9 protein-coding genes and 1 riboswitch are annotated in these 13,812 nt (G+C 27.7%); of the genes, 8 read left to right on the top strand and 1 reads right to left on the bottom strand.

What is annotated here, in order from left to right; translation table 11 throughout:
- The first annotated feature begins 477 nt into the window (after positions 1-477).
- Positions 478-951, top strand: a complete 474-nt coding sequence (gene tnpA, locus BUA48_RS13110) for an IS200/IS605 family transposase (protein ID WP_072832519.1) — start codon at positions 478-480, stop codon at positions 949-951.
- Positions 952-1,138: 187 nt separating this feature from the next.
- On the opposite strand, the gene BUA48_RS13105 is transcribed toward tnpA, so the two are convergent.
- Entirely contained in the window at positions 1,139-1,549 is a 411-nt protein-coding gene (locus tag BUA48_RS13105) for an LAGLIDADG family homing endonuclease (protein ID WP_072832518.1), read from the bottom strand.
- Between the two features lie 183 nt (positions 1,550-1,732).
- Between BUA48_RS13105 and BUA48_RS13100 the strand changes: the two genes are divergently transcribed.
- The 7 genes from BUA48_RS13100 to BUA48_RS13065 all read left to right on the top strand — a co-directional run bounded on the left by BUA48_RS13100 (position 1,733) and on the right by BUA48_RS13065 (position 13,758).
- Positions 1,733-2,095 (top strand): hypothetical protein, encoded by a 363-nt coding sequence (locus tag BUA48_RS13100; RefSeq protein ID WP_072832517.1) that lies wholly within the window; start codon positions 1,733-1,735, stop codon positions 2,093-2,095.
- Positions 2,096-2,996: 901 nt separating this feature from the next.
- Positions 2,997-4,631 carry an ABC transporter transmembrane domain-containing protein gene (locus BUA48_RS13095; protein ID WP_072832516.1) on the top strand — a complete coding sequence of 545 codons (1,635 nt, stop codon included), beginning with the start codon at positions 2,997-2,999 and terminating at the stop codon, positions 4,629-4,631.
- Between the two features lie 325 nt (positions 4,632-4,956).
- Positions 4,957-5,136, top strand: coding sequence for a lipocalin/fatty acid-binding family protein (locus BUA48_RS13085; protein ID WP_072832514.1), 180 nt, complete (start codon positions 4,957-4,959; stop codon positions 5,134-5,136).
- Positions 5,137-5,379: 243 nt separating this feature from the next.
- Positions 5,380-6,261 (top strand): Rpn family recombination-promoting nuclease/putative transposase, encoded by an 882-nt coding sequence (locus BUA48_RS13080; protein WP_072832513.1) that lies wholly within the window; start codon positions 5,380-5,382, stop codon positions 6,259-6,261.
- A gap of 183 nt (positions 6,262-6,444) precedes the next feature.
- Positions 6,445-6,531: riboswitch (cyclic di-GMP riboswitch) on the top strand.
- A 130-nt stretch (positions 6,532-6,661) separates the two neighbouring features.
- Complete coding sequence (locus tag BUA48_RS13075; RefSeq protein ID WP_072832512.1) at positions 6,662-8,410, top strand: immunoglobulin-like domain-containing protein; 1,749 nt, start codon at positions 6,662-6,664, stop codon at positions 8,408-8,410.
- 293 nt (positions 8,411-8,703) lie between these two features.
- Positions 8,704-10,431 (top strand): ABC transporter ATP-binding protein, encoded by a 1,728-nt coding sequence (locus BUA48_RS13070; protein ID WP_072832511.1) that lies wholly within the window; start codon positions 8,704-8,706, stop codon positions 10,429-10,431.
- 153 nt (positions 10,432-10,584) lie between these two features.
- Positions 10,585-13,758, top strand: a complete 3,174-nt coding sequence (locus BUA48_RS13065; RefSeq protein WP_072832510.1) for a DEAD/DEAH box helicase — start codon at positions 10,585-10,587, stop codon at positions 13,756-13,758.
- Positions 13,759-13,812: the final 54 nt, after the last annotated feature.

The raw sequence follows: 13,812 nt of genomic DNA, 5'->3' as shown, positions 1-13,812 counted from the left end.
CACTTAGTAACCTATACCGAGAGGTATAACTGAACATTCAGAAGTCAGTTCAAGTCATAGTACTGTAGGAGCTTCTTCGAAAGTTGAGGTTAGGGAAGGACTTGACGGTAATTAATTGAGAGTTATTGAGAATGGTAATCCATGTTTGAAAGCAGATAACCGTTGAACGGACTATCTAATTGAAGATAGAGTGGAAGTCAAAAATAAATATTAGAAGTGCTTAGTGGATCCTACGCTCAATACATGAACAAGATTCACTTAATTAATTGCTGAACCGCCGTGTACCGAACGGTACGCACGGTGGTGTGAGAGGACGGCGGTTAGTCACCGCCTCCTACTCGATTATAAAGAATACCACAGGTTAGACCTGTGGTTCTAAAAAGCTTTTAGCTATGAGTAGAAATAAAGAAACCTCCATTGTAAAATTATAGTAGGTTTGCCGACCGATACTATAATTTCAAGGAGGTGTGTCCAATAATGGACAATAGTAGTTTAGCACATAGTAAGTGGAATTGTAAATATCATATAGTTTTTGCACCAAAGTATAGAAGACAAATTATTTATGGAAAGATAAAGCAAGATGTTGGAATAAGATTAAGAAAGCTTTGTGAGCATAAAGGAGTGGAAATAATAGAAGCTAATGCTTGTAAAGATCATATACATATGCTTGTAAGTATACGGCCCAAACTTAGTGTTTCTCAGTTTATGGGATATCTTAAGGGGAAAAGTTCATTAATGATCTTTGATAGACATGCAAACTTAAAATACAAGTATGGAAATAGACAGTTTTGGTGTAAGGGATATTATGTTGATACAGTTGGTAGAAATAAAAAGGCAATTGAGGAGTATATAAAAAATCAAATACAAGAAGATATAGCATATGAACAGATGAGTTTAAAAGAATATATTGACCCGTTTACGGGTGAGCAAGTAAGCAAAAGCAAAAAATAAGCGCCTTTAGGCGTAGCCAGTGATGGTATGCGGTTGGCAAACCGTTCAACGTGCGAGTAGCACGGCCAGCAATATAGCCTTATAGGCGAAGAGCAAACCACCCGTTTTACGGGTGGTCCTGATTTGAGCAAAATTATTAAATCGTGGTTTAAGTCAAAGCTAATAAGAACTTAAATCTAGAGCAAGATTATTTTATAGATAAAAATTTATTGCAAAATTCTAACTTAGCTTTTAATAACTCATCGCTATATCTACCATTTCTAGGGGTAAGTACTTTATACTCTTTTATTATAAGATTAGCTCTTAATTTTTTGCTTATAATTACTAAATAAGGTTCAATATCTTTTAAAAGTTCAATAGCGTGATTATATCTTATAGTTAGAGTATAAGAGTCTTTATGTTTTTCAATATTATAATTTTTTTTCTTTGTAATAGTTCCTATTCCAACTACATTTTTAATATACTCAAGAAGTTCTAATGTGGTTGATGCAATTGTGACACAAGGGGAAGGTAATTGGTTTTTATGAAAACTTTGCAGCATTATACTACCTTCACCATCAATAATTCCAGCTATGTATGCTTTTTCTTCATTTGTCATTTATATCACCACCAATCGTTATTAGAAATAAATTATTTAATGTAGGTTGTGTAAAGAGTGAGAAAAATATTATTAAAGATAATTAAAAAGGTTTTTTCCTTTTAAAACGACAAATGTCAAAAAGAAAGTATGCTACAATTGTGTAAATTTAGAAATTAAAAAATTTCAATTAATGGAGTGAATATGAAAAAACTTATTTGTAGTATAGGTGTTATAAGTATTCTTGTGATTGTAGCTATTTTCTTGAAGCCTATTATATTTCAAGAGGAAAATCCAATACCAATAATGAAGGGGATTTTGAAATTTAGCACTAAAAAATATGATATAGTTGAGGTTTTAAAGGAGCCTATCAAGTACATTACCAAGACAAGTAACGGAGATTCTCTAATCAAAGATAAGATGAAAGAGGATGGGTGGGATCTTAAGGATCAATTAGGTTCAGCGTATTTATTTACAAATAAAGATTCTGATACTTTACTTGTAGAGAGTGTTCAATATACTGAAAAATATACTATTTGGACGATACGTTCTAAAAGTAGTAATTAAAAGAATATAGATTGTTGAACAAGCTTCAATAATCTATATTCTTTTATAATTTCATATGTTATTTTAAAAATAATTCCTTTCATGGTGGTTAGAGTATAAAGTTGTATATCTTTCAGTTATAACTAATATTAAAGATAAAGAAAAATATTTAATTTACTAAGAATTTGATGTTTAGAAAAAAGCTCTATAATGCATACTTATTTTCATAAATACAGTTAAATAACAATACTTTACATTAAAATATAAATATAGTAATATATAAAAGTAAATTCATTTATTTACTTCTATAAGGTTATATAAAGAAATGAAATTAACAAATATATCAATTAAATTACATATATATTAAATAAAATAAGGTTTTCAATTCTTAGAGAATCTATCTATAATCCCTACATTTAATAGTAATTTTCATGTGCAAATATTAAGTATCGTTACTTAAAACTGATAAAATGAATGCTTAGTATACTAAAATAAAAAGTAAAAATAGAAATTAAAGATTAATAAAATTAAGGAGAAGTTAAAGAGTATTGAAATTTATAAAAATTTATTAATTGTAGAAGAAGTCTTATATATTCATAAAGAAATGCAATATGATTTTGAACTGAGAAAATAAATAGAACATGCATTAGAGTATAGGTTAGTTACTATTTCAATAAAATATAATGGGGAAATTATTAGAATGGGTAGGTTTACTTAAATAACTAAGTTAGAATATGGGATTTGGTATGGTTAAAGATATATATTAAATAGATAACGGAATTAGAATGATAAGTATGATAGAGTTGTTTTATTTATTGGATAATTATATAAAATAACTTAGTACACACTAAAATTAAATAACAAGAAAAAGGGGGTAGTGGGGAGTTGGTATTTATAATACACTCTCTTACTAAGATAACTTATGAAGGAATATGTTTTTAAGGTCAAAAAACCATTAGTATTACAAATTATTTTTAGCACTCTTTCAACAGCTGCATTAGCGATACTTCCATATTTAACGAAGGTGCTATTTGACTCATTAACTCAAAAGGATTTAAGATTATTTTTGTTTTTAATAAGTGCTTATATCTTGTGTAACTTAGCAAATATATTTTTCTCATATATAGAAATGATATATTCTTGGAAAAAATCTATTCAATTTGAATTAAATTTGAAAAAAGATTTCTTTAAATCAATAGTTAATTACAGTTATAAAAGATTTTCATCTAAAGATATAGGTGAATATATATCCTTGCAAGGAAATGAAATAACACAATTAGAGATGGACTATTTATCACCTCTTGTAGATATATTTCAAGCATTAATAACTTTAATTGTTTATGGTGTAATATTCTTTGTGCTAATTGACTGGCGTATTGCATTAGTTATGATTATTGCATCTATTATAACTTTAATAGGGCCTAAGTTAACTTCTAAAAGGTTATCAGAAAAAAGAAAAATTTACTTAGATAAGATGGGGGAGTACGTATCTAAAATTAAAGATTTATTGGAAGGATTTAAACTAATAAAAACTTCAACAAAAAATAATATTATTGATGAGCATGAAAAAACTTTAAAGGAAACATCAAAGTTTAGATTTAATTATGGCAAATATAAATGTATATCTATGTTAATAAATGGGGCATTTATATATTCTCTAAATATTACTGGATTTTTAGTAGTAGCGTATTTGCTATACAAGAATGAAATTACCATTGGGACAGCAGTTGCTACTTTAGGATATTTAGAAGCATTCATGGGACCAATAGATCGTTTGGTTTATAATATAAATACCATAAATTCTACGGAGAGTATTAAATTAAAAGTCTTAGAGTTTTTAAAGATAGAGAATAAAATAGAATTAGAACACAAAGAAAGTTTAGAAAATTCAATTAAATTTTCTGGTGTAGATGTTAAATTTAATAATTTTACACTTGAAAATTTTTCTTATGAATTTAATAAAGGTAAGAAATATGCATTAATTGGGCATAGTGGATCAGGAAAATCTACTATAATAAATTCTTTAATGAAATATGTAGATTTAAGTGGTGGTGAAATATTAATTGATGATAAAAATATTAATGAAATAGATACGGATAAAATGATTACATGTATTAATCAGTATGAGCATATCTTTGCTACAGATTTGAAAAATAACGCTACAGTTTTTGATTCATACAACTTCAAAAGTTTAAATATGTTATTAGGAACTTTAGATAAACAAATGATTAAATGTATTGAGGAAAAACAGAACTCTCAACAATTAAGTGGTGGTGAAAAACAAGTTATTAGCTTCATGAGAATGTTATTAAGTAATTCACAAGTATTAGTCATGGATGAAATTTTTTCTGCAACGGATATGAATACGAGTAAAAGATTACAAGATATATTGATGAGTGTAACAGATAAAACAATGATCATGATAACTCATAAATTATCTGAAGAGTTGGCTTGTTTTGATGAAATACTTATTATGAATAATGGCAAGCTTGTTGAAAGTGGCTCTTATGATGACATATCAAAGTCTCAAGTATTTAAAAATTTAAAAGCTGTATAAAAGAATTTAAGCAAAATATTTAGTATGATTTAGTAATAGTTTAAGAATTTGAATTTATAAGATATCTATATAATAATTAGAGTGTGGTATGTATTTCCATATATTTCTTGCTTTTTTATTATTTTTACTCAACACAAAAAAGGATATGGTTAAGTTGCATCAAATTCTTTCACTAAAATATTTAGGATTCACGTTAGAGTATATAAAAGATAAAATATTTTCACTAGATAGTACTGAAGAAGTTGCAAAAATATTAGAAAATCAATCTATGATAATAAAAAAATAAATTAAAACTTTAGAAGCTGCATTAGTTGCTACTGAAACATTGCATAAAGAGGTACTTCAAGTTGAAAAAGTAGATTTTTCAAAATTTGCAGATATAATTTCTTTGCTTAAGCAAGAAAATGAAAATTATTGGATAGTTAAGTTATTTGATGATAAGTTATCAGATAATATTAGAGATAGGTTTGCCAATGATCCTAAAAGTGGAGCTTTAATTAAATAACCATATTATTTTTATATAAGGAATTTGTCCATGATTTTAAGATGAATTTCAAAAATGTAATTTGTTTTTCATGAGTTAAGCTACACGTTACAATAGCACATGGTTTTTAATATGATTCTCCTTAATATGAATATACATTAAGAAAGTGTTATGATTAATATATATTTTTACAGCTGTATGATATAATTATATAAGATATGGTTAGAATTTTACTAATGATAAATTATTGGAGGAACAATAATAATGAACATAAATGATAAGAATTTTCTTATGAAGCCAAAAAATGATTATGTATTTAAAAGAATTTTTGGTGATGAAAATAATAAGGACATATTAATAGATTTTTTAAAAGCGGTTTTAAAAATTGATATAGAAAATATACAAATATTAAACAGTGAGCTTCCTAAGGAGAATATAGCAGATAAGAAGAGTATATTAGATATAAGAGCTACAATAGATAATGGTGCTAATATAGACATAGAAATACAGGTGGCAAGGACAATATACATGCCACAGCGAAGTCTTTATTATTGGTCTAAGATTTATTGTGAGCAGTTAGAAATGAGCGAAAAATACAGCAAACTTCAAAAGACTATATGTATTAATATCTTGGATTTTGATACCTTACAAACAAAGAAGTATCATAGTATATTTAAGATAAAAGAGGATGAAGAAAATTATAACTTAACAGAATTGCTGGAAATACATTTTCTGGAAATGAGGAAAATGGTTGAATATAAAGAGGATGATAACTTATCACAATGGATAAACTTCATTAAGGCAGATTCAAAGGAGGTTTTACAAGAAATGGCTAAGGTTAATCCTAAAATTGATAAAGCAGTGAATGCTTTAGAAACTATGTGTCAAGATAAAAAGGCAAGAATAGAATATCTTTCTCGTGAAATGGCTCTTCATGATGAAGCTACTAGGATTGAAGAAGCTATGGAAGAAGGATACGAAAAGGGAGTAGAACAAGGAATTGAACAAGGAATAGAAAAGGCTAATATTAAGAATGCTTTAAATTTATTAAAGCTTGGAGTTGAAGAGAGTATAATCGCACAGGCAACAGGATTAGATATAGAAAAAGTTAAAGAGCTTAAAAAAGAGATTTTATTAAATAAATAAAGTATGGTAAGGTATATTTTAAAACTAAACTAAAAAAGTCACTTTCTATTGTTGAAAGGTGGCTTTTTTATTATTTATTATAATATTTTTAGTATTTTGAGGAGTTTAATTTCTTGGATGTATATATCTAAGGTTTTAAATAACTTGAAAGCTTATGTCGAAGACTATATAATCATAGTATAAAACTAAATAATGCAAAGCTAGGGAAATCTAGGGGCGCAAAGCTATAGGGGCTAAGGTTTAATAGAACTATGCTAGCCAGTTGCCAAAGGATTATTTTCTTTGTTATAGAAATATTGTAAGTATAGAATTTTATATAGGATATTTATATATTTTTTATGGTGACTACTCTAGCTGGGTAGTTTTTTTGTTTAAATATTAGAGTGTGGGGAATAAAAGGATGAGATTTAAAAATAGAAGAGGGTTAGCATGTTTTTTAATAGCTATTATGATATTTGCTCAATTTAATACTGTGGTATTTGCTTACGAAATAGTTGATAATACTAAGGTGAATGTGGAATCTGTAAATAAATCACCAATAGTAAAAGGGCATGAAGATGTGTTAGTTGTAAAGCATGGAACAGAGGTAACAAAAGATATGATATTAGGTGGTATAGAGATTGTTTGTGAATCTGAGTACACTATTGAAGTTAAAAAACCTAATATAGAGGAAGATGGACAATATGAAGCGGAAATAATAATTAATGATATAGAGGGAAGAAAAGCTTCTGTGGTACGAAAAATAATTATTACAAGTAGTTCCATAATAGAACTTCCAGAGAGTGGACAAGGATTATCTGAGGAGGATGTTAAGGTTCTACAAGTAGTAGATGAAGAAATGATAACATCTTTAAGTCATAGATTAAGTGAGATAAGTAAAGATTATGTCATCAAAGAAAGCAAAATTAGTTTTAGTGAATATAATAAATACAATTTTGTAATTTATAAGAAGCAAGCTGTTTTTAAAGAGCGTGAAAAGACATATGTTGAGATAAGAGTGTCAAAGGTAATTGAAGCAGCTACAGGTGGTATTATTATTGATAAATATAAAGAAATATTAGCTACAAGTGTAACTATAAACAATAAGGAGAAATTAAAGCATTATATAGATAAGGGAGAAGAGATAAATATTAGTGCTACAATAATTCCGGATAATACTACTAATAAGGAGTTAGACTGGATAAGCACTAATAATGATGTTATTGAAATTGAAAGAGTAGAGCAAGGAATAAAGATAGTAGCTAAGGAATATGGAGTTGCAACAATTAAAGTTGGGGCAGTTGATGGTAGCGATCAATATGATGAGTTTACATTCAGTGTAACTAATTCTACTGATGAAGTTCCAAGCGGTATAGAGGTGATTTGCGGAAATGGAACAGAAGATTCACCTATTATATATGCTACTAAAAATATTGATTCTTTAAAGGCATTGATTGGAAGAGCTACAGAGGAGTTTAATGTTTTATTACAAGATAAGGTTATCTTAAAGGAGAATTTAGTTCAGTATTCCATAAAGTTAAGAGAAAAGAGTAACTTTAAAAATGTATTTACTAAATCAAAGGAATATTACATAGCAGTACAAGTGCCTAAAAATCATGAGTTTAATGAATTTTTATATATGTTAGAAAGAGAAGACCTTAAATCACCAGTATTTAATTATAATGGAGATATGGAGATTATATTAGAGTTTGGACAAGCATTTAATAATCCAATTATAACGGCTTTGGATAATCTTGATGATGAAGTAGAGGTAAAAGTAACCACTAAAAAATCAGAAACAAATGAAGTTATTTCTGAAATAGATACTACTATTCCAGGAAATTATAATATAGTTTATGAAGCTGAAGACTCATCGGGAAACAAAGCAAGTTTAGTTATTAAAGTAAAAGTTAATGCTAAACTTGAAGTGCCTGAAGAGGATAAAGATGAAAATATAATTCCAGAAGTTACACCAGAAGAAGATGAAAATGTGAATGTAGATACAGAGGGTAATATAAGTAGTGGTAATAAGACAGAACATGAAGAGTTAGAAAATTCAAAAGAAGAAGATGGAGCTTCAGATAAAGAGAAGGATATAAACTTAATAGTACTATTAGGTACAATGAGTTTAGCTATAGGCACAATATTTGCTTTTAAAATGGAAAAATAAAAAGAGAGCTAGCAGAGAAAATAAAAGCATCTGCTAGCTTTTTTATATGTAATAAAAGCAGAATTTAAAGGAATGATTAATATCTTTAGGTAATGAATTTCAAGGTATTACTAATATAAAACATATATTAGTATATTTTGTAATAATAAGCTATAATTAGTACTGAAGTAAAAAATAAAAGGGTTCAAATTATACGTTTTTATAAAGTGTTAGCGAAAGAAACGTTAAATAGAGATGGTGATATTGGATAAAATTAAAATGTTTTAAATTTATATAATAAGGGGGATTAAATCATGGAAGAAAAGTATTTAAAGAAAATAATCAAGCCTTTAATACCAAAGTACTTAAGTGCTATATTTTTAGGGCTACTACTGAATCTTTTAATAGTAGGTTCAAGTTTCATCTTTAAGTTTCTTTTAGATGATGTAGTGCCTTCAAGGGATATGTCCACATTGACTATTTTTGTCATAGGCTATTTTTCATTTTATGTGTTTAAAAATGTGGTATCATTTTTGAAAGAATTCTTATTTTCAAAATACGGATATAAGATTCTTTATGATATAAGAAGTAATGTGTTTTCTTGTATTACTTCTAAGTTCAGCTTCACTTCATTTTCATCTGAGAAACAGGGGTATATTATAACCTTGTTTAGAGATTGGGTAACCTCCATTAGTTGGTTTTTGTCTAATATACTTCTTAGTACAATAACAGAGGGAATTTTACTTATCATCGGATTAATAGTTTTATTTGTTACAGATATAAAGATATTTTTAATTACGCTTATGACTCTTCCGCTGTATGGGATTATTTATCTTTGTTTCAATTCTAAAATTCGTAAAAATAGAATGGATATGATGGACAAGGATGTAGAAGTTATACAAAATCTTAAGGACTCCTTAGATAGTATTAAAGAAGTTAGAATACTTAATACAGAGGATAAATTTATAGATAAATATAATGTATCTCAAAATGAATTTAATGAAAAAGCTTTAAAATACGTAATTACTACAGGTACATATGATAGCTTGGCTAATATTATTAGTGTTTTAGGAAATATTGTTATTTTATATTATGGAAGCATAGAAGTTTTTAGTGGAAATATGACCATAGGAACTTTGGTTGTGCTAAATTCAATAGTTGCCTTGTTATACACACCTATAGAAAGGATAGTTAATTTTAATCGTCTTTTACAGGTTTTCAAGATTGAATTAGCAAAGATAAATAAGTTTTTAGAAGATAATATATCTAAGGATAGTGTAAAAGAAAATAAGGACTACTTAGGGAGTATTAATAATGAAAATAAAAATATTTTATTGCAACTTCAATCAGTATCCTTTTCTTACTCAAACTTAAAAGTTTTAGAAAATATAAATTTAGATATAGAAAAAGGAACATCATATTCAATTGTTGGGGAAAATGGTTGTGGTAAGTCAACAATAATCAATTTAGTAACGGGATTACTAAACCCTAACAAGGGCAATGTGTTTTTTAATGGTGTTAATATACATGAGGATTTATATAGTTTTAGAAAACAAATTGGATATGTTGCTCAAGACACTTTTTTATTAAATGATTCTATATTGAATAATATTATTTTTGGGCGCAGCGAGAAATCAAAAGAACACATAGAAAATTTACTTAATATATGTGAAGTAGATAATTTTATGAAGTTAAATTCTTTTGACTTAAACAGTGTAATTGGAGAAAAAGGTAATAAGCTATCTGGTGGACAAAAGCAAAAGGTTGCGTTATGTAGGGCATTATATAATATTCCTAAATTACTTATTATTGATGAAGGAACTTCAAATATTGACTCGGATTCAGAAAGAAGAATTTTTAAAAATATAAAAGCAGCTTTTCCAGAACTATCAATAATATTAATATCTCATAGATTATCAACTGTTAAGTTAGTGGATAATGTTTTTGTATTGAAAAATTGTGAGATTGCTGAAGAAGGAAATAGGGAGGAGTTGTATAATAAGGATTCAGAGTTAAATAGGATTTTCTCTAGTCATGTATAATGTAATATTCTAATAATGAATCTTCATTTTTTAAGAATGTAAAGGACACCTTGAAATAGGTGTTTTTTTATTTAAAGTACTTATATAGAATTATTAGACTAATAATCTGAATTTTGATAAAATTAGGATGAATGGTGAAAAGAGGTGGGTTCATTGAAGGAAGGCTTGTATGAGCAGGTTATAAATCAAGATATAATAGAGAAATTAAATACTTTAGAGAAAGAAAGTTTTATTATAAATAAAGCTGATATAGATAAGGAAGAAGCAAAGGCTATTTTATCTCAATACATAGCTCAAGTTATAAGAAAGTCTCTTAATTATATAAGGGACAAGGAGAAGGAAGATAGTGAGAAGTTATTAAAGCAGATTGAAGCTTGCAACGAAATAATTAATATATTAAGTAAGGTTTCTGATGAAGAGGATATAAAAAAATATAATATAGATGAAAATGGGGAGATGTTAGTTGCCTTGTATTCCAAGGTTAATAACAAGAGGGCTTTAAGTAAAAATAGTGTTATAAGACCAGTTACTCCATTATCTCAAAGTTCTCTCTTTACAGGGGCTTCTAAGGAACCTAATATGTTAGGTGAACTAAATAAGGAGATAGTATCATGTGATTCCATTGATTTATTAGTTTCTTTTGTTAAGTGGAGTGGTATAAGATGCATTATTGAAAGTCTTAGGGAAGCAACGGAAAATAATAAAAAACTTAGGATTATAACTACATCTTATATGGGGGCAACTGATTTCAAGGCTATTCAGGAGCTTAGCAAATTACCTAACACAGAAATTAAAATATCTTATGATACGGATAGAACAAGACTTCATGCTAAGGCTTATATGTTTAAAAGAGAAACAGGATTTACAACAGCGTACATAGGCTCATCAAATATTTCTAATGCTGCTTTAACTTCAGGTTTGGAGTGGAATATTAAAATTACAGAGCAGGATTCCTTTGATATTATAAAGAAGTTTGAGGCTACCTTTGAGAGTTACTGGTATGACTCTGAATTTATAACTTATAGTGGTTCAGATGATGATATTAGAAGATTACAAAGCTCTTTAAAGAGAAAATCAATTAGTGAATTGAATGATAGTGAATTTAATTTTACCTTTGATATAAAACCATATTCCTTCCAAAAGGAGATTTTAGAAAAGCTTAAGGTTGAGAGGGAGTTATTTAATAAAAATAGAAATTTAGTTATAGCTGCCACAGGGGTTGGTAAAACAGTTATTTCAGCCTTTGATTATAAAGATTTTTGTGAAGGTAATAGGGGTAAGAGAAATAGATTATTATTTGTTGCCCATAGAGAAGAAATTTTAAAGCAAAGTAGGGATACCTTTAGAGGAATTCTTAAGGATAATAACTTTGGGGAACTTATGGTGGGTGGAAGGAATCCTGATAGTTTAGAACATTTATTTGTTTCTGTGCAAAGTTTAAATAGTAAGGATTTATGCGAAATTACATCTAAGGACTATTATGATTTTATAATAGTTGATGAGTTTCACCATGCAGCCGCACCTTCTTATCAGAGGTTATTAAGTTACTATGAGCCTAAGATATTACTAGGACTTACGGCAACTCCAGAAAGAGCTGATGGTAAAGATGTTTTTGAATATTTTGATGATAGAATTTCAGCAGAAATTAGATTGCCAGAAGCTATTGATAGAAAGCTCCTAAGTCCATTTCAATATTTTTGTGTTACAGACTCTGTTGATTTAAGCAAGCTTAAATGGAGTAGAAAAGGTTATGAAATAAGGGAGTTAGATAATCTTTATACTAATAATGATTTAAGATCCAATCAAATTATTACAAGCTTAAATAAGTATGTTACTGAAATGGATAGGGTTGTTGGATTAGGATTCTGTGCTGGAGTTGACCATGCTGAATATATGGCTAATTATTTTAATAAGAATGGAATTTCTTCCTTAGCTCTTCATGGTAAAAGTAGTGATGAAGATAGAAATGATGCTAAGAGAAAACTAGTTAATGGTGATATTAAATTTATATTTGTTGTGGATATATATAATGAAGGGGTAGATATTCCAGAGGTTAACACGATATTGTTTTTAAGACCTACAGAAAGTTTAACAGTATTTTTGCAACAGTTAGGAAGAGGATTAAGATTAAGTGAAGGTAAAGAGTGTTTAACTGTATTGGATTTTGTTGGACAAGCACATAAAAATTATAATTTTGAAGATAAATTTAAAGCTTTAATAGGAAAGACTAATCATTCAGTAAAAAATTATATTGAAAATGGATTTTTGACATTACCAAAGGGATGTTATATTCAACTTGAAAAAGAAGCTAAGGGATATATTTTAAGAAATATCAAATCCGCTGTAAATAATAAATCTAACTTAATAAATAAGATAAAAACTTTTAGTTCGGATACTGGATTAGAACTCACCTTAGAAAAGTTCTTAGCTTATAATAGCATATCCTTAGTAGATTTTTATGGTAAGTCAGGGGATAGGAGTTTTTCAAGATTATCTGTACTTGCAGGAGTAAGAGAAAATTTTATTGAAGAAAGTGAAGAGAAAATAACTAATAAGTTAAAGAATTTATTTTTTATAAACTCAAGAAGATTTATAGGTTTTATGGTTAAAGTAATAAAGGACTATGAAAATATATCACTAACTAACTTTAATGAAGAAGAAAAATTAATGTTAAATATGATGTACTATACATTTTATAATAATTCACCAGATAAAGAGGGATTAACTTCACTAGATGATGGTATAAATAATCTTTTGAAGAATAAAGTTATGATGAATGAAGTCTGTGATATTTTAAATTACAATTATAATAATTTAGAGTTTATAGATAAGAATGTTAACTTAGGATTTAATTGTCCTTTAGATTTACATTGCGATTATTCAAGAGATATGATTATGGCTGCTTTTGGATATTTCAATGAAAATAAAAAGCCAGCATTTAGAGAGGGAGTTAAGTGTTTTGAAGATAAAAAGATAGATATATTCTTTATAACCTTAAATAAAAGTGATAAAGATTTTTCACCATCAACTTTATATGAGGACTATGCTATAAATGAGAGTTTATTTCATTGGCAAAGTCAAAGTACAACTTCAGTAGAAAGTGCCACAGGACAAAGGTATATAAATCATGTAGCTAAAGGGAGTAAGATAGCTATTTTTGTTAGAGAGGGTAAAATGCGAAATGGTATAACTTCAACTTATACTTATCTTGGCACATGTAAATATAGAAGTCACAGAGGAAGTAAGCCAATAAGCTTTGTTTGGGAGCTTCATGAAAAAATACCAGCAAGAATGATAAATGAAGCAAATAAAACAATAATAATTTAATTATTATAGGAGAATCCAAGTAAAGTATCAATTCATTACTTGGATTTTATTTTT

This window comes from Clostridium collagenovorans DSM 3089 (assembly GCF_900130005.1).
GTDB lineage: Bacteria > Bacillota > Clostridia > Clostridiales > Clostridiaceae > Clostridium_D > Clostridium_D collagenovorans.
This window is presented reverse-complemented; position numbering and strand designations above follow the sequence as displayed.